At 55.2% G+C, this 23,292-nt stretch carries 20 protein-coding genes; 10 read left to right on the top strand and 10 right to left on the bottom strand.

The window, feature by feature from the left end; genetic code table 11:
* Positions 1–9 precede the first annotated feature (9 nt).
* Positions 10–966 carry a 3'(2'),5'-bisphosphate nucleotidase gene (locus QQ91_RS00525; RefSeq protein ID WP_166278628.1) on the bottom strand — a complete coding sequence of 319 codons (957 nt, stop codon included), beginning with the start codon at positions 964–966 and terminating at the stop codon, positions 10–12.
* 260 nt (positions 967–1,226) lie between these two features.
* Here QQ91_RS00525 and QQ91_RS00520 point away from each other — a divergent pair, with 260 nt between their 5' ends.
* Positions 1,227–2,693, top strand: a complete 1,467-nt coding sequence (locus QQ91_RS00520) for a GTP-binding protein (protein ID WP_375340930.1) — start codon at positions 1,227–1,229, stop codon at positions 2,691–2,693.
* Between the two features lie 435 nt (positions 2,694–3,128).
* On the opposite strand, the gene QQ91_RS00515 is transcribed toward QQ91_RS00520, so the two are convergent.
* Together QQ91_RS00515 and typA are read right to left on the bottom strand one after the other, a co-directional pair.
* Complete coding sequence (locus QQ91_RS00515; RefSeq protein ID WP_166278625.1) at positions 3,129–4,322, bottom strand: sensor histidine kinase; 1,194 nt, start codon at positions 4,320–4,322, stop codon at positions 3,129–3,131.
* 293 nt (positions 4,323–4,615) lie between these two features.
* Complete coding sequence (gene typA / locus QQ91_RS00510; RefSeq protein WP_166278622.1) at positions 4,616–6,409, bottom strand: translational GTPase TypA; 1,794 nt, start codon at positions 6,407–6,409, stop codon at positions 4,616–4,618.
* A gap of 292 nt (positions 6,410–6,701) precedes the next feature.
* On the opposite strand from typA, the gene QQ91_RS00505 reads away from it, so the two are divergent.
* The 3 genes from QQ91_RS00505 (at position 6,702) to QQ91_RS00495 (ending at position 11,556) form a co-directional block, all read left to right on the top strand.
* Positions 6,702–10,340 carry a helix-turn-helix domain-containing protein gene (locus QQ91_RS00505; RefSeq protein ID WP_166278619.1) on the top strand — a complete coding sequence of 1,213 codons (3,639 nt, stop codon included), beginning with the start codon at positions 6,702–6,704 and terminating at the stop codon, positions 10,338–10,340.
* A gap of 93 nt (positions 10,341–10,433) precedes the next feature.
* Positions 10,434–11,021 (top strand): Crp/Fnr family transcriptional regulator, encoded by a 588-nt coding sequence (locus QQ91_RS00500; RefSeq protein ID WP_166278616.1) that lies wholly within the window; start codon positions 10,434–10,436, stop codon positions 11,019–11,021.
* Positions 11,022–11,178: 157 nt separating this feature from the next.
* The gene (locus QQ91_RS00495) at positions 11,179–11,556 is read left to right on the top strand and encodes a hypothetical protein (protein WP_236096013.1); all 378 of its coding nucleotides are present in this window, start codon (positions 11,179–11,181) and stop codon (positions 11,554–11,556) included.
* 11 nt (positions 11,557–11,567) lie between these two features.
* Here QQ91_RS00495 and QQ91_RS00490 read toward each other — a convergent pair whose 3' ends face one another.
* Both QQ91_RS00490 and QQ91_RS00485 read right to left on the bottom strand, forming a co-directional pair.
* Positions 11,568–12,620, bottom strand: a complete 1,053-nt coding sequence (locus tag QQ91_RS00490; RefSeq protein ID WP_236096012.1) for a glycosyltransferase family 4 protein — start codon at positions 12,618–12,620, stop codon at positions 11,568–11,570.
* 120 nt (positions 12,621–12,740) lie between these two features.
* Positions 12,741–13,730 carry a phosphotransferase gene (locus tag QQ91_RS00485; protein WP_166278613.1) on the bottom strand — a complete coding sequence of 330 codons (990 nt, stop codon included), beginning with the start codon at positions 13,728–13,730 and terminating at the stop codon, positions 12,741–12,743.
* Between the two features lie 443 nt (positions 13,731–14,173).
* Here QQ91_RS00485 and QQ91_RS00480 point away from each other — a divergent pair, with 443 nt between their 5' ends.
* On the top strand, positions 14,174–15,460 hold the full coding sequence (locus QQ91_RS00480) for a DUF4912 domain-containing protein (protein WP_166278611.1): 1,287 nt from the start codon (positions 14,174–14,176) through the stop codon (positions 15,458–15,460).
* Positions 15,461–15,951: 491 nt separating this feature from the next.
* Here the strand turns inward: QQ91_RS00480 and psb34 are convergent, their stop codons facing one another.
* Together psb34 and QQ91_RS00470 are read right to left on the bottom strand one after the other, a co-directional pair.
* Positions 15,952–16,122, bottom strand: a complete 171-nt coding sequence (gene psb34, locus QQ91_RS00475) for a photosystem II assembly protein Psb34 (RefSeq protein WP_166278608.1) — start codon at positions 16,120–16,122, stop codon at positions 15,952–15,954.
* A gap of 345 nt (positions 16,123–16,467) precedes the next feature.
* Positions 16,468–16,752 (bottom strand): YkvA family protein, encoded by a 285-nt coding sequence (locus tag QQ91_RS00470; protein ID WP_166278605.1) that lies wholly within the window; start codon positions 16,750–16,752, stop codon positions 16,468–16,470.
* Between the two features lie 345 nt (positions 16,753–17,097).
* Between QQ91_RS00470 and QQ91_RS00465 the strand changes: the two genes are divergently transcribed.
* From QQ91_RS00465 to accB, 4 genes are all read left to right on the top strand, one after another.
* On the top strand, positions 17,098–17,784 hold the full coding sequence (locus QQ91_RS00465; RefSeq protein ID WP_166278602.1) for a MotA/TolQ/ExbB proton channel family protein: 687 nt from the start codon (positions 17,098–17,100) through the stop codon (positions 17,782–17,784).
* A 6-nt stretch (positions 17,785–17,790) separates the two neighbouring features.
* Positions 17,791–18,438, top strand: coding sequence for an ExbD/TolR family protein (locus QQ91_RS00460; RefSeq protein WP_166278599.1), 648 nt, complete (start codon positions 17,791–17,793; stop codon positions 18,436–18,438).
* A 114-nt stretch (positions 18,439–18,552) separates the two neighbouring features.
* On the top strand, positions 18,553–19,110 hold the full coding sequence (gene efp / locus QQ91_RS00455; RefSeq protein WP_166278596.1) for an elongation factor P: 558 nt from the start codon (positions 18,553–18,555) through the stop codon (positions 19,108–19,110).
* A 75-nt stretch (positions 19,111–19,185) separates the two neighbouring features.
* Entirely contained in the window at positions 19,186–19,656 is a 471-nt protein-coding gene (accB, locus tag QQ91_RS00450; protein WP_166278593.1) for an acetyl-CoA carboxylase biotin carboxyl carrier protein, read from the top strand.
* A 33-nt stretch (positions 19,657–19,689) separates the two neighbouring features.
* Here the strand turns inward: accB and QQ91_RS00445 are convergent, their stop codons facing one another.
* Positions 19,690–20,331: a class I SAM-dependent methyltransferase gene (locus QQ91_RS00445; protein ID WP_250833214.1), complete on the bottom strand. Its 642-nt coding sequence runs from the start codon at positions 20,329–20,331 to the stop codon at positions 19,690–19,692.
* Positions 20,332–20,335: 4 nt separating this feature from the next.
* The gene (locus QQ91_RS00440) at positions 20,336–21,778 is read right to left on the bottom strand and encodes a 1-acyl-sn-glycerol-3-phosphate acyltransferase (protein WP_236096011.1); all 1,443 of its coding nucleotides are present in this window, start codon (positions 21,776–21,778) and stop codon (positions 20,336–20,338) included.
* 159 nt (positions 21,779–21,937) lie between these two features.
* Here QQ91_RS00440 and QQ91_RS00435 point away from each other — a divergent pair, with 159 nt between their 5' ends.
* Positions 21,938–22,636 carry a RibD family protein gene (locus tag QQ91_RS00435; protein ID WP_166278587.1) on the top strand — a complete coding sequence of 233 codons (699 nt, stop codon included), beginning with the start codon at positions 21,938–21,940 and terminating at the stop codon, positions 22,634–22,636.
* Here the strand turns inward: QQ91_RS00435 and QQ91_RS00430 are convergent.
* Positions 22,625–23,164, bottom strand: coding sequence for a flavin reductase family protein (locus tag QQ91_RS00430; RefSeq protein ID WP_166278584.1), 540 nt, complete (start codon positions 23,162–23,164; stop codon positions 22,625–22,627). The two genes, QQ91_RS00435 and QQ91_RS00430, sit on opposite strands and share 12 nt — an antisense overlap.
* Between the last annotated feature and the right edge of the window lie 128 nt (positions 23,165–23,292).

Here is a 23,292-nt window from a genome sequence, read left to right as displayed (position 1 = left end):
GCTGTCAGGTTAGGTGGCTAGGGCGGCAATGACCTGGTCATGAAGCCTACCGTTACTCACAATGACGCCCTGGTTATGAACCAGTTTGGCGCCCTGCGTAAAGTCTAGTTTTTGACCATACATATCCGTCACTTTGCCACCAGCTTCTTCTACGACAATGACTCCGGCGGCATGGTCCCAAATTTTTTCGCGGTAGTCCGGCGTTTTGGGGGAGGGCAGACGTAAGTAAAGGGCGGCTTCTCCCGTGGCCACCGCTGCGTATTTGGCCTGGGAGTCCATGCGTAGTGAGGGCGCAGTAATGCCAACGGTTTGGGCAATGGCACTTTGCTGCGACTGATTCCCATGACCGGATTCTACGCTTTCGACAAAGCGCAGATTTTGGGTTCCCTGGGCCACTTGAATGGGTTGGGAGGCCTCGTTTTCCAGAGACCGCATGGTGGCCCCTTCCCCTCGTACGGCGGTAAAGAGCAGTCCTGGGCCCAGTCCGTTTAGACTTAAGGCCGGACAGCTGAGTACCCCCACTTTAATCTCGCCCGCTTCTACGAGCGCTAAGGCTACGGCATACTGATCCTGGCGCAAGAATCCTTTGGTCCCGTCAATGGGGTCTAAGGTCCAATATCGGTCCCCGCTCTGGGCGCTGCCGTGACCAATCCAGTTCAGCACTTCCGCTGGAACCACCGTTGGAATAACCTGGCGGATAGAGTCTGTAACCTGCTGGAGCTGCAGTTTCATCTCGGCACTACCGAGGGCGGCGGCCTCTTCCTCCGCAATCACCGGATCCTGGGGAAACGCTTCGGCCAGAGCCCGACAGATGAGTGCCTGCGACCCATAGTCTGCAATGGTCACAGGGCTTTTATCTTTTTTTTCAATTGCGGCTGGGGAAATTTGCTGACGCACTTGCTCACACAGTTGGGTCGCAGCCAGAACGGCTTCAATGGCGATGATTTTCTCGCGCTCGTAGGACATTGTGCAGGGATGATCTAAGGTTAGGTAACGTCCACCTTACCCTATTGGGGATAAAAACCTGTATTGGGGGTTCAAACTCATGGAGAACCTGAAATTAGGAAACCTGAATAGGAACCGGCCCTCACCACAGGGATCTGGGCAAGAGACTGGGTGGACCTAAGTGGTTGAATCTAAACTATTAAAATTAAAGCATCCATCACCCCGCCATCCGGGCACAAAGAATCCCTAAACCTAGGATGGCCTAACCCATAGAAATCGCTGTGACAACTTCCAACAACTTCGGCTCAGCTGCCGATGGCCTTGAGGGGCTAGATCATGAGTGGGATGAGGTAATTCAAGCACTGGATCAAGCTCAGGCAGATTTGAGTTATCAACATGCCCAATCTTCCCTCGCGCGACTGTTAGGGAAACTGGACCTGACGGCCCGCGAACGCACGGGGTTGGAAGACCATATCCAGTCCCTGGAACACATGCTCCATAAGCTAGAGACGGACCGGGTCCATATTGCTGTGTTTGGCATGGTCAGTCGGGGTAAGTCTTCCTTGCTGAATGCCCTGCTGGGACAGACTATTTTTGCCACCGGACCCACCCATGGCGTGACGCGCCAAACCCAGCGCGCGTCCTGGGAACCGGCCCATCAAGTCGAGGCTCCTGGAGAGATGCCCCTATGGCGATACTGTCTTCCGGGTCAAGGGCAGTCTCAAATTGAGCTGATTGATACGCCAGGGATTGATGAAGTGGATGGAGAGGCGCGCGAGCAGTTGGCGACCCAGGTGGCGCAGCAGGCGGATTTGATTCTGTTTATTGTGGCCGGGGATATGACGCGGGTTGAGTATGAAGCACTCTCGGCCCTGCGAGGTCACAGCAAACCCATTCTGCTGGTCTTCAACAAAATTGATCAATATCCAGAGGTGGATCGGCAGGCGATTTACAAGAAAATCCGCGACGATCGCGTCAAGGAATTACTCTCTCCCGATGAAATTGTCATGGCTGCAGCAGCCCCCTTGGTGGCTCAGGCCGTGCAGCATAGGGATGGAAGTGTGAGCGCAGAACTGGTGCCAGGCCCCCCGCAAATTGAAGACTTAAAGCTCAAGATTTTAGAGGTGCTGGACCGGGAGGGCAAGGCGCTGGTGGCATTGAACACGATGCTCTTTGCCGATGATGTGCAAGAGCGCGTTATCACTAGAAAGCTCCAAATCCGCGATCGCAATGCTGGCCAAGTCATCTGGCGCAGTGCAATGAGTAAGGCCATTGCAACGGCAATCAACCCTGTGGCCATTGTCGACGTCATGAGCAGCCTGGTTATTGACGTGGCCATGATTTTAACCCTCTCCAAACTTTATGGATTACCCATGACCCGTCAAGGCGCGCTGTTGCTTCTGCGCAACATTGCCATTGCCATGGGAGGCGTGAGCTTAACAGAGTTACTGGCAACCTTGGGGCTGGGTTCTTTGAAAGGCGTGCTGGGGTTGGCTGCACCGGCAACGGGAGGAGTCTCTTTGGTGCCCTACGCCTCGGTTGCCATGACCCAAGCTGCCGTGGCTGGCGTCTCTTCCTATGCCATTGGTCAAATTGCCAAGGAATATTTAGTGCGGGGGGCATGCTGGGGCGAGCACAGCCCGAAAGCTGTGGTATCCGAGATCCTCAGCACCCTGGATCAGACCTCTATCTTGAATCGCATTAAGACGGAGCTGCGTCAAAAGATCACGCCGCGCGCGAGACTGTAGCCCTTTACCCGTTGATCAACAAGCTTCCTCTTGGGCAAAGTTTGGGATCTTAAACAATGGGAACGCACAATATCTCTTCACCAACGCTCCTTCTCAATCATGCTCCCCAAAAACTATCCGCTCCCAACAGAAGTCCTTGAGGACTCGTTGGGAGCGGTCTAGCGGATCTTCAAGTTGAAACCTGACTGCCGGGAGAAGCCCAGCCAATTCCTAGACTGAAGAGGGTCTACAGGAATTGATTCTTAGAGAATAGCCCCGGCACACAGTCGGCTCACTTCAACTTGGAGACCCATACGTTTACTACTATCTTGCATGGGCATCACCTCCTAAATTCCTGAACGGGATTTTGTTCGTGGGACACTAGAGACTATAACACAACTGGCGAAACAGGACCGGGAGGTTGTCAACAGTTGGCAACAATTTGGCGGATGAGTCTCAGGCCAGCCGGACGGGAATGAGCAGATGCACCCCGGTTCCTTGCCAGCGTCCAGGGGAGTTGGCCCAGATCTTACCCCCTAACTGTTCGGCAAGCTTGCGGCAAATTGCCAGGCCAATTCCGGTGCCCCCGGCGGTGCGCTGCAGCGCATCCTCTTCTTGGTAAAAGGAATTGAATACGGCGCGCAGATTTTGAGGCGAGATTCCCCGCCCGGTGTCAGCCACGATAATCTCCAACTGCGGGGAAGTCGGGGAGGACAGATCCCCGGAACCTGCGCTAGATCTCAGGTGCGCCTCCACGGTAATGTGTCCCGACGGGTCAGTAAACTTACAGGCGTTATCCAACAGGCGATTGAGGGCTTCCATGAGGCGATCGCCATCAAAGCGAAGAGGAGGGAAGACTTCACGCAACCCCAGGCAAATCTGGGGGGGTGCGGGATATCGTCCTTTCACCCCAACAATGACCAGATCCAGAAGTTCTGGTAAATGGACCACGTCGTCAAGCGGACAGATCTGTGATTGCTTTAAACGGGTGAGACTGAAACAATCACGAAGTAGTCGGTGAAGCCGATCGATATCTTGCAAAGCTGTATCTAGCATGGTTTGGCGAATTGCCGGCGCCATATCTGGAAAACTGTCTAAGGTTTCCAAACACACCTCTACTGAGGTGAGCGGGGTCCGAAGTTCATGGCCGACAATGGCAATTAGATTGCGGTGGGTATGTTCGTAGACATTGACCTGATGCTTTAAAAACTCTTCTTCCTGATCAGCCGGTACTGGAGGCTCCGGGCCGGGCGGCAAAGACGGGGGGGCAATCTTGCGCCGTTCAAAGGTTTGAATAATCTGCTGGAGGCTGTTCTGGAGAGACTGGGAATGGCGATACAGGGCGTCGTCCCTGTGATGGGCTAGGCTCAAAAATCGCTGAAATAAAGCCTGCAGATGCTGAATACTATCGAACCCCAGTTCCGTGAGTTGACCCCGGTTGTCCTCGCCGTACAGATCCGAGTCAGCCAAGCTTTCAAGACAGATCTGCAAGGTGGAAAGGGGCGCCCAGAGATCATAGCCCACTAGGGCCAGCATTTTTTCCTGAGTGGCTTGCAGTTGAGCCAGCTTTTGACTCAAGTCCATCCGCAGGGGTGCAGCAGTGATGCTGGCCATGGGAGAGGGAGTCGTCACAAGGGAAAAAGAGTTCAACAATGCACGTTCCTGGCTGAGGTCCATGCCTCAGCGGGGAAGATTCTGAGGTCGGCCCATGGAAAAACGGGGCATGTCCACTATATTACATTTTGTAACAAAAAGAAACGAAGTATTAAGTCCCTCTAGTGGCTTGACTCCGGGCGAACTGGCGGTCCCTTGCCTCCGGAAACCAATGCCGAGAGGTCAGCGAAGGACCCAGAGGTTTCCCTAAAAAAAAAAGAACTGCTCTTGAACGAGCAGTTCGAATCCGATCCGTTTTAAGGCAACGCTGAGCGGAAAAGTGATCCAGCTTAACGTTTAGCTAGTTTTCGGTTGGGCATTTTTCGCAGCCGAATGGATTCTGGTGTAACCTCCACTAGTTCATCCGGGCCGATGTACTCCAGGGCCCGCTCTAGACTCATCTCAACGGGAGTTTGGAGCTGGACTAGCTCGTCTCCGGTGGCGCTGCGATGGTTGGTGAGCTGCTTGGTTTTACACACGTTGAGTTCTAGATCTTGGGGACGGTTGTTCTCGCCAATGATCATGCCCTTGTAAACCTTGGTGCCGGGTTCAATAAAAAAGACGCCTCGGTCCTCTGCATTCTTCAGCGCATAGAAGGTGGCAACACCCTCTTCAAAGGCGATGAGAACGCCATTACGACGAGCGCTAATTTCTCCCACCAGGGGTCGGTATTCCAAAAAGCTGTGGTTCATAATGCCATCCCCTCGGGTAATGCGCATGAAATCGCCGCGGAAGCCAATCAGCCCCCGGGCTGGAATGACAAACTCCAGCTGGGCGCGCCCGTTCCCCCCTAACTGCATGTCCTGCATTTCCCCTTTTCGCTGGCCGAGTCGCTCAATACAGCTACCCACGGCATCTTCGGGTACATCCAGAACCAGGTATTCAAAGGGCTCGCAGGGTTGGCCGTTCACCTCTCGGAAAATGACCTGGGGCTGGGAGACCTGAAACTCGTAGCCTTCACGACGCATGGTTTCAATTAAGATGCCCAGGTGTAGCTCTCCTCGCCCCGAAACCGCAAACTTGTCGGGTGAGTCGGTTTCTACCACTCGCAGGGCGACGTTGGTCTCTAGCTCGCGCAGGAGGCGATCGCGGACCTGACGGGAGGTAACGTACTGGCCTTCCTTGCCAGCAAAGGGCGAATCATTAACGCAGAAATTCATCGACAGCGTGGGCTCATCCACCTTGATCAGCGGCAGGGCTTGGGGATCATTGGGGTCGGTGATGGTTTCGCCAATATTGGCATCGGCAAACCCTGCGATCGCCACAAGATTGCCAGCTGCAGCCGTTTCCAGCTCGATTCGGCGCAGCCCCTCAAACCCGAGGAGTTTTGACACCTTAGCCTTAACAATAGATCCGTCTTCGCGCATTAGCGCGGCTTGCTGACCTGCCTGGATGGTGCCGTTATGGATTTTCCCAATCACGATCCGGCCTAGATAGTCTGAATAATCCAGGGTCGTGACCTGAATTTGCAGGGGCTTGTCAGGATCGCCCGCCGGTGGCGGAACCAGCTTGAGCAGCGCTTCGAACAGCGGCCGCATGTCTTCGCTGTCCTCTTCTAAGGTGGCTTTGGCAAAGCCCGAAAGTCCGGAGCCGAAGAGATAGGGGAAGTCACACTGATCGTCATCAGCCCCGAGTTCCAGAAAGAGATCTAGAACTTTGTCGATGGCAATATGGGGCGTAGCCTGGGGACGATCAATTTTGTTCACAAAAACAATGGGGCGCAGGCCCTTTTCCAGGGCTTTCTTGAGGACGAACCGTGTTTGGGGCATGGGGCCTTCATTGGCATCCACAATCAGCAGACAGCCATCGACCATGCCGAGGACGCGTTCCACCTCACCCCCAAAATCCGCGTGACCAGGAGTGTCGACGATGTTAATCAGGGTGTCTTGGTAGCGAACGGCGGTGTTCTTCGACAAAATGGTGATGCCCCGTTCGCGCTCTAGATCGTTGGAATCCATGACGCAGTCTGGAATGTCTTCCCCCTCGCGAAAGGTTCCGGCTTGCTTGAGCAGCGCATCAACCAGCGTGGTTTTGCCGTGGTCAACGTGGGCAATAATCGCCACATTGCGAATGGGAAGACTCATAGGGGTACCTACATTAATGCGTCAAATTGTAAAAAATGCTTAACAATTCTAGCTCACAATGCCTCCGCCTCCAAGGCGATACCTGAAGTCTTGTGCAGAGAGTCCCGGGTCCGACTAGGGGGCTGGATTGGGGAGGATGAAGGGGGAAAAGTCATCCGTTTGTCAGCAAACCAGGGTCTGCGGCCCAAAACGAGTCTCCGCTGTGAACACAATTTGGAGGTCAAAAGCATTGTAGAGTTCTGGCTTGATCCGTCACACTCAAAAGAAGTGAACCCTTCCGCCTGAATGATCCATGGCTGTGCATCTTGATGAGCTGATTGGTGTTGTTGACACCTTGGTTTCCCGCAAAACCCACAAGCATCTGCGCGATATTGATGTGGCAGTGCTGCGGGGGGCTTGGGCGGGGCAAAAATACGAAGAAATTGCGGAAGATTACAATTACACCTGTCAGTACCTCAAAAAAGATGTGGGGCCAAAGCTGTGGCGGCTGCTGTCCCAGGTGCTGGAAGAAAAGGTGAGCAAGAAGAATTTTCGCAGCGCGCTTGAACGGATTGGCCATCAGTATTTACGCGATTTCCCCCAGTCTTCGCTCGGCTGCGAAGACTGGGGGACGCAGCCGGAACAAACCTATCAGCTGGCCTACAGTTCCCTGCGCGATTGGGGCGATGCCACAGAGTCTGAATCTTTTTTCGGCCGGGAAGCGGACCTGCAGCAGTTACAAAGCTGGGTATTGCAAGAGAATTGCCGATTGGTGATGCTCCTGGGCATGGGGGGAATTGGTAAAACGGCGCTAGCTGTGCGCCTGGCCCAGGCGGTGCAGGCGGAGTACGAATTTGTCCTGTGGCGATCGCTCCGCAATGCCCCGCCCCTAGCGGAGCTGATGACGGATGCGGTTAAGTTTCTGTCTCGGCAAACGGAAATTCAGCTTCCTGAGGATCCCGATCAGCAGATCGGCCGATTGCTCCACTATTTACGTCAGAGCCGCTGTTTAATTGTGCTGGATAACCTGGAATCCATTTTAGCCAGTGAAACCACCGTGGGTCGCTACCTTCCCTCCTATCAAGACTATCGTCGGCTATTCCAAGCGGTGGGAGAGCAGCCCCATCAGAGCACGCTGTTGGTCACCAGTCGAGAAAAAACACGGGAGGTCGGGATATTGGAGTCTGTGGCAGGTCCTGTGCGGACCTGGGTCATGCCGGGTCTGGATTTAGCCTCAACTCGCTCAATTTTCCGCAGTAAAGGATGCTATGGCGTGGAAGCCGAGGCCCTTGAGGCCATTACAGAACACTATGGCGGCAATCCCCTAGCGCTGAAAATTGTGGCGGCGGCCATTCAAGATCTGGCGGGCGGGGATGCCGCCGAGCTGATGCCCTTTCTGCGCCAGGGATTTCTTCAATTTGAAGACATTGATGACGTGCTGACGCGACAGTTTAATCGCCTGTCGGTGGCCGAGCAGCAGGTGCTTTACTGGTTAGCCATCAATCGCGAACCCCTCTCCCTTCCCGATTTGATGCAGGACTTAATTGCTGATGCCGTTATCCGGCAAATTACGGAGGTGATTCAGTCCCTGACGCGGCGATCGCTGCTGGAGCACCATCGCCATCGCCTGTCTCTGCAACCCGTGGTGATGGAATATATCACCAACCGCCTGGTGCAGGGAATGAGCGAAGATATTTTGCAGGGTCAGCTGGGTCGACTACAAACTTACGCCCTGGTAAAGGCCACCAGCAAGGACTACGTCAAGCAAGCTCAGCATCGCTTTATTTTACGGCCTGTCATTGACATGATCCTGACTCACCTGGAAACCAACCGTCAGGTGGAAGCCAAACTGCGCAGTTTATTTCAGCGCCTGCGGGAAACGGCTCAGGGGCAGGCGGGCTACGGAGCGGGGAACTTGATGAACTTGATGCGATCGCTGCACCTGGATTTAAGCGGGCTGGATCTGTCCTATCTCACCGTGTGGCAGGCCGATCTAGTGGAAGCGGAGCTAAACCAGGTCAACCTGCAGGCAACGGATCTGTCCAAATCCGTGTTCACCTCAGTGCTGAATGCAACAGTGGCGCTGGCCTTCAGCCCCGATGGTCGCTACCTGGCCATGGGCCATGGAGACAATCGGTTGCGCATTCGAGAGGTGGATCAGTTTCGGGAATGGCATATTTGCACCGGACACAGCAACTGGGTCTCCTCCCTAACCTTTAGCCCTGACGCTCAGACGGTGGTGAGCGGGAGCCTGGATCAAACCTTAAGATTTTGGGACGTTGATAGCGGCGCCTGCCTGCGAATACTGGAGGGGCACAGCGGCTGGATCTGGACCGTGGCCTTTAGCCCCGACGGACAGCTACTCGCCAGTGCAGGAAGTGACTGCACCATTCGCCTCTGGTCGGTGGCCACGGGAGAGTGCCTCCAGGTATGGGAGGTGGAGGGCGGCTGGATCTGGTCCGTGGCCTTTTCCCCGGATGGTCGTCAACTGGTCAGCGGTGGGGATGATAGTCTGGTGCGCATTTGGGATATCACCCAGGGGATCTGTCTCCATGAGCTATCGGGGCACAGCAGTCGAGTCAGTACCGTGGCCTACAGTCCAGAGGGGCAGTTCATTGCCAGTGCCAGTTTTGATCAAACGATCCGCATCTGGGAACGCCAGAGCTTATCCTGTACCCAGACCCTGCTGGGGCATGGGCACACGGTCCTTTCCTTGGCGATGGCTCCCTCTCTAGATCCGGACTTGGCCTCAGAGGAGACACCGCTGTTAGCTAGTTCCAGTCAAGACTTTACGGTGCGCTTGTGGAATTACCAGACCGGACAATGCCTCAAAACCCTGCAGGGGCATCCGAGCGGGGTTTGGGCGGTGGCTTTTCATCCCCAAGGGGAGGTGATTGCTAGCTGTAGTAATGACGGCATGGTTAAGCTGTGGGATGTAAAAACGGGGCAATCCCTCCGAACGTTGCGGGGATTTAGCGCGGGAATTAAGGCCATGGCCATTGTGGGGCCGATATCCCTTGACCAGTGGTGGGTAGCGACGGGGGGAGATGATGAACAGGTAAAGCTTTGGAATTTAGAGCAGAGACGCTGCGATCAGCGCTTGACCGGCCACTCGCGCTGGGTGAGGGGACTGGCAGCCCACGGCCAGAAGCTGGCAAGCTGTGGAAATGATGGGACGGTGCGGGTGTGGGACTGCGAGCAGGGCAAAGTGATCAAGGTTTTACGGGGCCATACCAACATGGTCTATACCGTTGCCTTCAGTCCAGACGGCAGCTTATTGGCCAGCGGCAGTGATGATCAGACGGTGCGCCTGTGGGATGTTCAGACCCTGGAGCCACCGCAGGTGCTTCCCCACGAGGCGCGGGTCTGGTCTGTACAGTTCAGCCCGGACCAGCAATGGTTGGCCACGGGCTGCGATGATGCTTCAATTCGGCTGTGGCGTCTCACCTCCCTCACCTGTGAGCAGGTGTTGCTGGGCCATGGAAACCTAGTGGCAGGGTTGGCCTTTACGGCAGATGGCCACTACTTAATGAGCGCCAGTGATGATCGAACGGTGCGCGTTTGGAACCTGAGGACGCTGCGCTGCGATCGCATCCTGACCGGACACCAGGCCACCGTGTGGAGCGTGGCTCTCAGCCCATCGGGAGATCGATTAGCCAGCGGCAGTTTTGATCAGAGCGTTCGAATTTGGGACTGGCGCAGCGGCGATTGTCTGCAAACGCTGGTGGGTGTCGAGGGAGAGGTGTGGGCCGTGCGGTTTACCCCCGATGGACAATCGCTGATTTCTGCGGCGCAGGACGGGACGCTCACGATTTGGGATGTTATGACCGGCAAGCGGCAGCATACCCTGTGCGATCGCCGCCCCTACGAACAGCTCAATATTCGCGATGCCACAGGACTCACCGCGGCCCAGCGCAGCTCCTTGCGAATTCTGGGCGCGGTGGAGGGCTAACTTCGCCACACCTTAACCCAATCATAACCATGAAATTACCTAAATTTTGAGTTGGTTGATTAAGGTGATGTCAAGTTCAACGAATACAATCCTATGCAAATTACGCAATCAGCGGCCTCTCCCTCCCTGGCCGAGTGGCGTCAGCTCTTGGACGAGCTGTATCATGATCGCAAACTGTGGACCTTCAAGCGCGGTGAGGCCATTCCCCTCAAGGAGGAAGATGTCTGGGTGGTTTGCCGTGGGGTTGTGCAGTTAAGCACCCTTTATCCCTCTGGAGATGAGGGGATCCTTGGGCTGGCCTGCGCCTCTATGCCCTTTGGTCGTCCCTTTACCCAGGTGAATCCCTACGAGGCGGTAGCCCTATCGGATGTGGTTTTAATGCGGCTCCATCACATGGAGCTGGAGCAGTCACCTCGCCTGGCCCAAAGCCTAATGCGAGAAATGGGGCGACGGATTCAGCAAACCGAAGCACTGCTGGCCATGGCCGGCTGTCGTCGCGTCAAGGATCGTCTCCGTCAGCTCATTTTGCTGCTTCAGCAGGAGTTGGGCCATGTGACGCCTGAGGGCATCAAGTTGAGCATCAAGCTCACCCACCAACAGCTTGCCAGCATGATTGGCACCACCCGCGTTACCGTGACTCGGCTGCTGATGGAACTCAAGGACGAGGGCCTACAAATTTAGAGGCAGGGCGCTGCAGGAGGTTGAGAGGAAGGGAGAGGACAGGACGCAGGTCCCTCCAATCATTCCCTCTAGTCCTTCCCCTTTCAAGCGTCCATCCCTGGAAGCGGGGTTGGCCATCGCAGATAATGTCAGGAAAGGCTTTATTTGGACCCTCGCAATGGCTCAACCTCTTCAGACCCCCCCCTCCTCTCCGCCTGAGGGGAATCAGGATCAAAACTTAAACCGCGATGTAAGCCCTGAGGGGGCCTACACCACACCGATGCGAATCTTTGGCGGTATTGCCTGGGGAACGCTGCTGAGCTTGCTCATCGCGATGGGCTGCTGGGCTGTGCCCCAGTTTCCCCGATCCTGGCTCTGGGGAATTTTCGGGCTTTGGGTCCTTCTCTCAGGGCTGGGGATTGCCTTGCAGTGGAGCGTGGCCAGGGGGGCTTGCCCCAAATGTGGTTTGGTTCAAACCGTTCCGGCCTTGGGGAAACGCTGTCCCGAATGTCGTAGCTATCTCAAGGCCTCGCAGCGCCAAGTGGTTCGCTTTTAAGCCTGGACAGGTCACCGGGATGTCAAGATGGCTTGAAACCAGGCCTCTAGGCGATCGCCCAGGGCCTCAAGGGAGAACTGTTCCTCTGCCTGACGACGGCAGGCCTGCCGTTGAATCTGGGGGATTTTGCCCACGGCCTCCACCAGTTGATTCACATTATCTGGATCCACCAGCCAGCCCGTGGTTCCTGACTGCACAATCTCTGCCGGTCCGCCACGCCGATAGGCAATCACCGGAACACCGCAGGCAAGGGCTTCAATCAGCACAATGCCAAAGGCTTCAATCCAGCGAGGAGTGACCAGCAGTGCCTGAGCACGACGCAGGATCTGCTGCATGGCCTGGGTTGATTTAAACCCCCGATAGTGAACCTGGGCTTGGGGATAGGCGGCTAGCACCTTCTCAAAATAAGATTGATCCTGAATTTTGCCCATCACCTGCAGGGGTAGACCGCAGCGGTGAGCCGTGGCCACCGCATCTTCCAAAGCCTTTTCGGGTGAAATGCGACCCATCCAGCACAGTTGAGGATCCGGCGTGGCACAAAAGTCATAGCGGGACAGATCAAGCCCAAACCCAATGGGGAAAAAAGCGGGATTGCCAGGAAAGGTGTTTGCTTGGGTTTGGGTATAGACGCAAATCCGATGGGCATGGCGATGGGCCACCTGAGCAATGATCTGGTCCATGGCGTCATTGAGTGACCCCATGCTGACTAAATGGGCAACGGGCGTGGTAAAAAACTCCGTCAGGTAAAACGGGAGCCAGTCGTAGGCCACATTAATGATTAAATCGTAGTCCGCTTGAGCGCAGCGCGCCGTTTCCCAAAGGTTGGCCAGAAGCGACTGGCCGGGCAGAACGACCGGAGTCTGGCGGTCTTGCACCTGAATGGAAGGCTGGGGCTGACCCGCCACCTCAATTAGGGAAATGCCGGGGAGCGTCGAACCTTGGGGCGCCAGCACCGTCACCTGATGTCCGCGCTGACACAGAATCTGGGTCATGTTGCGCAGGGTTAACTCAACTCCCCCACCGATACCGGAGCCAATGGCACCCACGGGGGTCGAAACAAACAATAACTTTAAAGAAGACAAGAAAGAGGACAAGGAACGCTAGGCCTAGGGAGCAGGAGACGGACGATCAGCAAACGCCTCGATCTCTATCCTAGAAGAGACTGGCCCAGAGGAGAAAGGAACCTAAAACAGCTGCCACTCTGGGGACTTCAATCGCTTCAGCTGATGCAGCCGCTGGGTGAAGAAACTGTCATCGAGCTGACAGCTGTTGTGTAATTTAGCGGAATGGAGACTAATACTCCAGCTCCAGAGGTGGGCAATTTGGGTGAAGGCTTGCAGCGCGTCCATTTCCATCTCGGTGAGGGGAGACACTTCCTCATAGCCGGTCAAAAAGGCGTCCCGTACGGCTCGATTTAATCCAGAGCGGATGGAAATTTGCAGAAACTTGCCGATATCAAAGGCTCGCCAGCCATAGCCGCACTGGTCAAAGTCAAACAGCGTCAGGGTGTCATCATCGGTAAAATGCATGTTTCCACTATGGGGGTCGCCCCAGCATACCGTCCAGAAGGGGGCCACTTGGGGAAGCGATCGCAACTTATTTTGAATTTCCTGGCCCAGGGATATTAAATAGTCGGAATCTTCCGGGCGATGGCGCAAAAACGGCAAAATGTCTTGACAGGATCGACGGTAAAGATAGTCGAACTCCAGGCTGGGACGCTGTCCTGCACTTTGAAACAGCTGCCCGGCATTGTGCATTTGGGCCACAACTCGACCCAACACCTTACCCTGAAGGGGACTGAGATCACCTAGGGGAATTTTTCCCGGTGCGTAGGGGAAGAGTGTCGCGAATCGACTTCCCTCCGGGGCGTGGATATCCACCAGAAAGCGCCCCTGCTGATTGGGCAAAGGGATAGCTACGGGGATGCTCTGGTGATGAATGTAGCGCAGGTAGTCCAGCTCAAACTCAATTTCAGGCCGCGATCGCCAGTGGGTATGGGAAACTCGCAGCACATACTGACTTTGGGGCGTGGTGACCAAATAAATATCGCTGAGGCCCCGATGCCAGAACTGACAGCAGAGCTGATCTCCAAGCCCGTACTGACTGAGAACCAGAGAGACTAAGGCCTCGGAATCAAGGGTGGAGTAGACGACGGGAAAATGAGACTCGTTCATGGCGCAGAGTGACAGCAATGGCAAGGGGATCGTCTACAAGCGGAAAAAGCGACGGACCATCACTGTATGAATCTATAGAAATGCACTATAGCGAAACTGGCCCCCTGGAACTGTTCATCCCTAACAAAACGGATTGAAATCACCAAATCGCTGCCCTTGAATTTACCAGGATCCCACGGAATACCGCGGCGGAACCAGAAATGAGGGATGGCGTAGATATCAAGATTTCTTGACCTGATGCGATCCCCAACAGGAGCTTAATGTTATAATTTCATAACAAAACGATCCCTGAAACAACAGGAATTCGTCAAAATGCTGCCAGTCATGGCTTCTACTGCTTGACAAAGAAAGGCAAATTGTTAAATTGATTGAAGAATTGTTGATCCCCAGGATCGACCTTGCGTCCACTGCCCACCCCCGCGTTGTAGGAGAGAGTAGACTCCATGGATCAAAATCCCATTCCATTGATAGAGATGACCTTGAGACAACTGCGAAAGGTTGCCAGTCGCCTGGGGGTATCCCGCTATAGCCGCATGCGTAAAGAAGAGCTGCTTTCCGCTATCCAATCCCTATCTCCTGAAGCACCATCCCAACCCTACGAGGAAACTATGACTGACTCTCCAGCCTCTACTCCCTTTATCTCTGGTTCCACTCCGTCCTCTCCAGGTCCTGGGGCCAATCAGCGATCGGGTCTGCCGAGTCAAGAGCGGGTGGAAGCAGCCAAATTTGAGCTGGGATCGGAGGAGGCGGTGGCAGAGCTAGCCTCTGTGGATGAAGGACTGCCCGACCTGCCGGAGGGGTATGGAGAAAGCCGCATTGTCTTGCTGCCGCGCGATCCCCAGTGGGCCTTTGTCTATTGGGATGTGCCCAATGAGCACAAAGAGGATCTGCGTCGCCAGGGCGGTCAGCAGATTGCCCTGCGCCTCTGTGATGCGACGGATATTGATATCACGTTGCAGGCGCCCCACAGCGTCCAGGAATATCCCTGCGATGAACTCGCTCGGGAATGGTATCTGCCGATTCCCGTGAGCGATCGCGACTATGTCATTGAAATCGGCTACCGCTGCGCCGATGGTCGCTGGCTGCTGCTAACGCGATCGGCAGTGGTTCATATTCCCCCCACCTATCCCTCCGATTGGGTGGAGGATATCTTCATGACGGTGGATTGGAACATGGATCTGCGCGGCAAGACCCTGGCAAAGCTTGTGCCGCCGGCCTTGCGCACGGGTGGGGAAGCCGGGGTGTCCAAAGAAGGCTATCTCATTCACGATCAGATCTTTGGGCTGGCAGGCGATGTAGAAGCTCAGCGGGTTGCGGGGTCGCTCTTTGGTTCCATGCAGCAGGTGCCCCAAGAAACCCTCAGTTCCTTTGTCTTCCCCTCCGGAATTGGTCAATGGGCGATTCCCACGGCGTCTGGCCTTGGCTTTTCGGCCTCAGTGCCCCACAGCCGTCCGCGTAAATTCTGGCTCATTGCCGACGCGGAGCTCATTGTCTATGGCGCCACCGAGCCGGATGCCACCGTGACCATTGGCGATCGCAAGATCGATCTCAGTCCTGACGGCACCTTCCGCTTTCAAATGTCTTTCCAGGATGGCAACATTGATTACCCGATCAAGGCAGTGGCTGCCGACGGCGAGCAAAACCGTGAAATTCACATGACCTTTACGCGTCAAACCCTGGCTCGACGAACCAACACCAAGGAAGAAGCTGTGGAAGAGTGGCTAATCTAGAGATAGCGGATTGAGAGCCTCATCTGGGATTTACCCTGGCACGGTTCATCTAACAGTTCATCTAAAACAGTTTCTGCTAAAACCGCTGCGGCGGTTTTTTTATGGGCACTTGACCCAAACGCCGTTGGTCTAGACATTTCCCAGAGATCATCAAGCTTCAAAGCTCTTTTTGGTGTGCAGCGGCGGGGAACCCCCTCCAAGAACCCAGGGGCTTCAGTGGTAGAAAACCGCAGTGGTGGAAAACTGCAGTCAATTTTAATCCCCCCATAGCCTAACCCCCAGCTCGTGCAGGACAAGCTGGGGGGTTAGGCATTAACAGGTTTAAAAACAAACAGACTTAACGCAATCGGCCCTTACGTGGCTAGATTGATGGCCATCATCAGGAAACCCACCTGAACCATGACCGAAAATATCAAAAGCATCCATTCGGCAGGATTTCCCATGATCGATCTCTTCCTAAACCTGTCGTCCCGGATCAAGGCTTTGGGACACTAGCTGGCTAGGTAAGCAACGTAACCAACCACGCCCAGGAAGACGGTAGCGATCGCAGCTTGGATGGTGTAGCGAACCTTTTCAGATTTGGTGGGGGGCTCTGCGAAATAGACCTCCGGCTCGGCGGCAAAGTTGTTCAGTAGCCCTTGGTCATCAGTGGTGTATCGCATAGTAATCTTTGAGACTTTCTTTATGAACTTAAGTTAACAGAAATGTTTAGAAATGTAAAGAGTCTTCATATTTATTTTATAAAGCGCTAGAGATAAGGCGCTGTCAAGAGTCAGTCCCGTGAAGGGCAACGCCGACAAGGGGACTCAATCTAAAGGAATCGATCGCCCCCCCTGACCCCAGCAGGGAAGATCACGATAGAAAAACGCCCAACCTGAAGCAGATTGAGCGTGGGATCTATGAAAGAGCGAACAAAGTAGAGTCAGGTCCTCACTCGGCCCCTGATCTTAAACTGCATAGGCGCTAGGGCTTCGGAATAACGGCCCCATCGCAGCACTATCTTGGAACTAGGATTCCTGAACCGGCACCGCTTCCACCTCAACGGCCTCGGCGTCACCCATTCCCTTCTGTCGGGACTTCATGTAATCCATGGCAATCTGCGAGAGTTCTGCAACCAGGAGGGAGACAATTGCAACATCATCGATCTGCCCAAGGACTGGGAACAAATCAGGAGAGAGATCGAAGGGGCTAAACAGGTAGGCGGCCGTTCCTAAAATGACCCACCAGCGATATCTGGGATTGCGAAGTGTTTGGCGATACCAACCGTAGAGGGCAGTGATGTAGGATTTCATGGCAATTCCTCAATAACATTCCCATTGTCTGGGCAAGGGGAACCTTCGCCTAGTGTTGAAGTCTCACCATGGCAGGTGAGGGCTGCGGTCCCTCAGACTCAAGGTCTGGGACGTTGAAGCAGCGGACGTAAGGCGGTAAATCCCACTGCTATGGTGGGGCTGGATAATTCGTTGGGTTTCTAGAACAAGATCCACTAGACTGCAACTGAATAGGGCTGTTCAATTTTCCCGAAGGACAATTTAACCCTATAATTTCCGAATATTCAGGCCAGTGCGCTGGGTTTCCCGGTGCATCAACGGGCGACAGGCCATGACCTCAACTGCAATCTGGATTAAGTTTCCGTCGTGAATATTGCCGAAATCTTTCAAAAGGGCGGCCCGGCTATGTGGCCCCTGTTGTTTCTATCAATTTTGACCCTGGGCACGATTTTTGAGCGCCTGTGGTTTTGGCTCAACCTGCTGCGCGGAGAACGACGGTTTGCCGACCAAATTTTAGAGTCGGCTCGACGGGACTGGGATGAGGCGACGCATCTGGCGCGCCAGTTCAGCAATCAGCCCATTGGTCGATTTCTCTATACCCCTCTGCGTTTGGCCAATAAAGAGCCGGAAGTGTTTCGCCTGGCCCTGGAGGCCTCTGCCGATGAAGAGCTCAACGCCATGCGTCGGGGAGATAAGTTGCTAGAGGGTGTGATTGCGATCGCCCCGATGTTGGGCCTGTTGGGAACCGTCCTGGGACTGATTAACTCCCTCGCTTCGGTGAAAATTGATGAGATAGAAGCCTCCGCGCTGTCAACCGTAGGCGCTGGGATTAGCGAAGCCCTGATCAGTACCGCGACGGGGTTGATTGTGGCCATTATCACCCTGGCCTTTTACCGTCTATTTCAGGGCCTGTTATTTCATCAAGCGCGGATCTTCCGCCGCACTGGCAACGAATTAGAGCTGACCTACCGTCAATTTTGGCTGCAAACGCAGCAGCAAGATCCAGACCCTTTGCTCCGTCCCCAGCTTGAGCCGCCCAAGGGCCGCATTTAAGGAACTATGAAAACCTTCGTCGATAACGAACCCGCGAACGTCAGCATCGAAATTATTCCGCTGGTTGACGTGGTGTTTTGCGTGCTGACCTTTTTCATTTTGGCCGCTGTTGGCCTGACCCGAGTTCAGGGCATTGGCATTAACTTGCCGCGCACCGAGTCATCCCAGTCTCAGTTTGGGGACAAGCTCTCGCTGCAGGTGAACGCTGTGGGGCAGATTTTTGTCAACAATGACCCCGTCACCCAGGCCGATTTAGTGAATCGACTCACCGACTACCGTCGCGGCAATCCCACGGGTCTGGTGGTGATTGATGCCGATCGCCAGGCCAGCTACGAGAAGGTCGTTCAGGTGTTGGATCTGCTCCAGGCTCTGGGGGTCAATCGGGTTGCCCTGGGATCGGTGGATCAAGATCCGCTCGCACCGGTTGATCCCTTAAACCTGCAGCCGGTGCCGCAGCCAGCGCCAGCCCAACCGAATGTCAATCCCCTGGGGGTTCCACCCGCGGGTCAGCCTTCGCTCCCACCGGTTCCTTCCGCTGATCCGAACCTGCCCACCAGTCCTGGAGGCAATGGCACCAATCCCAGTGGCGCCAATCCCAATGGCACCAATCTACCGGTGGCGCCTGGCACTCCCCCCCTAAATACCTCCCCTTAACCTTGGGACTTTCTTTTATTACTGAAATATTTCTCGCACCTGACCCACGGTATTCGGCGCGACCGCTGAACGGTAAAATAGGGTGCCGATTGTTCTTGCCACTACAAAACGTTCATGATCTCAAGTAATGACTTTCGCACCGGTGTCACCATTGAACTCGATGGTTCAGTATGGCGGGTGGTGGAGTTCCTGCATGTAAAGCCTGGGAAAGGAGCTGCCTTCGTACGAACAAAACTCAAAAATGCGCAGACGGGCAGCGTGGTGGAACGAACGTTTCGGGCCGGGGAAACGGTGCCCCAGGCTAACTTAGAAAAGCGGAATATGCAGCATACCTATAAAGAAGCTGAGCAGTTTGTCTTTATGGATATGGAAACCTACGAAGAATCCCGGCTCAGTGAGGACCAGATTGGCGCGGGTGTGAAATATTTAAAAGAAGGCATGGACGTGAATGTCGTACGCTGGAATGACACAGTCCTTGAAGTGGAACTCCCAAATTCCGTGATTTTGGAGGTCACTGAAACCGATCCCGGCGTCAAGGGAGATACGGCGACGGGTGGCACGAAGCCCGCAATTGTGGAAACCGGCGCCCAGGTGATGGTGCCTTTGTTTATTTCAGTGGGTGAGCGGATTAAGATTGATACCCGCAACGATAGTTATTTAGGTCGAGAATAGGCGCCTCATATCCGCAGCTAACGGCTGCGCTGAGGGAGTTGGGAGGCAATACGTGGGACAGGAGCAAGAGAGACTGTGGAATTTGATTTAGGCCAGCTACGAGAACTGCTGAAGATTCTCAACGAGACGGATATTGAGGAGCTGAATCTAAAAAGTGATGATTTTGAACTCAATGTTCGCAAAGGGGTTGCCTCAGCAGGGGTGCCCCCCCTTTCTCCAGAGCAACTGACCGATCTGCCCGCCGCTACGCCAGCAGTCCCCGCTCCTGTTCCAGTGACCCCTGCTCCTGCCACAGAGAAAAACTGGGTAGAGGTGACCTCACCCATGGTGGGCACCTTTTATCGATCGCCAGCGCCTGAGGAGCCTCCCTTTGTGGAGATAGGTGATAAGGTGCGAAACGGTCAGACCCTTTGCATCATCGAAGCCATGAAGCTCATGAATGAGATTGAAGCCGAAATCAGCGGAGAAATTGTGGAAATCCTGGTGGAAAACGCCCAGCCGGTGGCCTTTGGCGATCCTCTCCTGCGGATTAAGCCCAGTGCCTAGGGCCTCCAGCTTGGGCCAATCTTTTTGGGATAGTCACTTTATCGCCGTGCCGCAGATGTGGGGGCCAACCAGGGGAATGGGCACTGGGCCATCAAAGGTTTCATACTCGACCTGATCAAAGCCAGCGGCCTTGATGGCTGGTCCGGTGTCCCGGTTGAGTTGACACCCATCCCCAATGATTTGCCAGATCGGACGAATCCCCGATTGTAGAGTGCGCAGGAGGCTGCCTGAAGGGGCTGCAACATGCTCAATAAACAAAAAACGCCCCCCAGGCTTGAGGATGCGGTGAATGATCTCAAGGGTGGCTGAGAGGTTGGGGACAGAGCACAGGACCAGGGTGCTGACGACCACATCCACAGAATGTGGGGGGAGACTGGCTTGTTCCAGGGTTTGCTGACGGACTTGAATGTTTAGGTCTGCTTGTGCGGCGCTGGTTTGCAGATAAGGCAGCATGAATGGGTTAGGTTCAAGGCCGATCCATTGGATAGAGGGGGAGTAGTAGCATAAATTTGGCCCGGCGCCGGGGCCAAGTTCGAGAACAGTCCCCTCAAGTCCATCAAAAAGCGCCTGTTTGCGGGCAGTCATGGCGGCTTCGTACTCTCCAGCCGCGTGGGCCATCATCCAGGCAAAGCAGCGCTGGTACCAGCGGGGGGAGGCGTTATAGGAGGATCGCATTTGATTAACCATGGGTTGGCGCGTTCGGGGAGATCTCCTGGGAGCGGAGGTTAGCTTGAATGATGCCTTCAAAGGCCCCCTGCAGAGCGTGGGTCACCTCTTGAACGGACTGACGGGCGCTGCGTCGATTGGTTTGGTATTGATCCCAATAGTCATCAATGATGATGGGTGGACAAACCACTGCTTTAACTCGCTGTTGACCGAGGTTAGGAGGGGCGTGGGGGCTTTCGCCCTTAATCCAAACGCTGATGCGCCAGAGAATCAGCACCACCTCTGCAAATCGATCGGCGGAGGGTCTAGCCAGAATATAGTCGCTCGTCATGCAGACTAGCCGCTCTGCGAGGCGCATATGTCCCAGGCGCAAACTGGCTTCGGCGGCATTCCAGTCGGCTAATCCGCGGTCTAAGGGGCTGAGTTGATCCAGGTGATCGAGAAACATGCGGTCCCAGGCTGCCTGTTCCAGACGTCGACAGCGATCGCTAAAGCTGCCGCGAGCTGAGAGGCCAAAGAACTCTTCGGCCACCTGCAAAACTTCATCGAGCCCACGGTGCAGACGGGCCACAATTTTGGCGTTGGGCGCGAGGGAATCATTCCCCTCTAGGTCATGGGTGAGGGCGGTGCGACCATAGTTTTGGGCATAGAAAATTTCCAGCCGATCTAGAAAGCCGCTGCCGATGCGCAGGAGACGAGCGTAGCGCCGATCCAATTCTAGGTTAGCAATTTGGCCCGTCGGGGCAACGGAGTCTGGAGGCAGGCCCAAGTCGGTTTCTAGCTGATCGAGGAGATGGTCCAGCTGATCCCAGGGCGGCCTTATATATTCATAACGGAGGCTAATGGGCAAAATATGCACAGATTCAGGGCGATTAGCCTTCATAAGATCTTCTTTGCACCAAAATCCTAGCTGAGCGACCCCAGGCTCCAGGGGGGAGACCAGTTCGCTGTGGTCATTGGTGGATCCTTCTGGGGCAATGGAGAGGGGAAACCGACCCTCGCACAGCAGTTCCCGTGCGGCCTTTAAACCCTCGCGGTCTGCCTTGCCCCGAAAAATAGAGCTACCGCCGATTTTGGGAAAGAGCCAGTTCACGATGTTGCCGGCCCACAGCGCGATACCGCGGTCGTAGAGAAAATGACTGTGGATAGGGGGCTTGAGCCGGACTCCGGACTCGCGGGCGGCCTGGGGCACTAAGTACCAGACCAGGTAGGCCATGGAAAAGGGATCGGCGGTGCTGGGATGACGGAAGGCAATGAGCAACCGGGATTTGCCCTGCTGAAATTCCTGGTATTGTTGGACAAACAGGTCTAGATTTTCCGCCTGCACGGACGCGATCGCCAGCTTAAATCGCAGCCAAAGGGGCAACAGAAACTTGACCCCACGCCAAACGATGGGATTGAAGGCCTGGGGCATAAAATGCATGGCCGGATGGGCGCGTTCGGTGATGGGGGGCAAGCGGATCACTCCTCACAACGTCACAACCGCAATCCACAGAGACTGCTTAGAATAGTGTAGCGACTCCCTTTCCTTCTCTTTGTCAGCTTAATTAAACTCCACTGCGCCCCTTGTGGTGGCCCCCCAGCTCTCTGTCCCCGTTCCGATTGAGATGATGTCATGGTCCTTCAACGTCCTCACACCTTTGTGGTGTTTGCCACCAGTGCCGATGGCAAGGTTGCCGATGCCTACCGCAATCCCCCCACATTTGGTTCAAAGGCAGACTATCGTCACCTAGAGCGGCGAGTGGCCGCAGCGGACGGAGTAATCTTTGGGGCAGGAACACTGCGTTCTGGGGGGACGGCCATGCGCGTGATGGATAAAACGCTCATTGCTCAGCGCGTTGCCCAGGGAAAACCCGCCCAGCCGGTCCAAATTGTTTGCACTCGGTCGGGAAACCTGGACCGAGAGTTACGCTTTTTTTCCCAACCCATTCCCCGCTGGCTCTTGAGTACCTGCCAAGGCGCGGCCCAATGGCAGCAAGGGGCTGATTTTGATCAGGTCCTGGCCTTTGAGCGCGAGGCCGCAGACTCTGAAATTGACTGGCCCCGCTTTTTTGCCCACTGTCTGGATCAGGGCCTGGAAACCCTTGCCGTTCTGGGGGGCGGGGCACTCGTGGCAGCACTGCTGGCCGAGGGATTTCTAGATGAGTTTTGGCTGACCCTCTGTCCGGTGTTGATTGGTGGCAAGGACGCCCCGACGCCCGTTGATGGCGCCGGATTTTCCCAAGAGGAAGCGCCTCTGCTCGACCTGATTGAGGTGGATCGAATGGGGGATGAGCTGATTTTGCACTATCGCGTGGGCCGGTCAGCGGCGTAGTTGGCGATCGCGCTCAATATCGGCCTGCCGCTGGGCCAGGAGCTGCTGGCGCACGGAATCTGGCAGCTGGGCCAGCGCTTCAGCCCGGCGCAGAGGCAAACGATCGGGGTAGCACACCTGCTGGCTAACGTTGGCAATCCAGACCACGCGATCGCCGAGATCAACGTGCTCGACAACCTCGCAGACGGCCCATCCACAGGTTCCGGGCAAAATGGGTAGACCTTGATCGCTATGGGTGATCTCCAGATCGGCAAACTTGGGCCGATGATAGCCGGAGTAGAGCCCAAAGCGCTCCAGCAGTGGGGCCTGATCGGCGGCCAGCATCTGGAGCACAAAGGATCCTCGCCCCCGGAGGAGTGAACTGGTGTGGGTGCAAGGGGAGAGGACCAGCGCCACGCGGGGCTGATCAGGGACCAAGGAGGCCAAACTGACCCAGGTAGCCACCTGGCCAGCCAGCTGATCTCCTTGGGCGGTGGTCACCACGTAGATCTCGGGATTGGTGAGCTGAAAAATGGATCCGCTAGTCATACCTGCCTGTTATCAAGCCACCGTCATTTAACCGCCAGAGGTGAGAAGGTCGCAACAAAATAGAACAAAATCTATTATTCAAATTAAATAGATTTACTTCCATAAATGGATTAGCTTCGCTATGGTTG

Source organism: Lyngbya confervoides BDU141951, assembly GCF_000817775.3.
Lineage (GTDB): Bacteria > Cyanobacteriota > Cyanobacteriia > Thermosynechococcales > Thermosynechococcaceae > Lyngbya > Lyngbya confervoides.
Note: the sequence above shows the minus strand (reverse complement) of the source record. Positions and strands in the feature narration are given on the sequence as shown.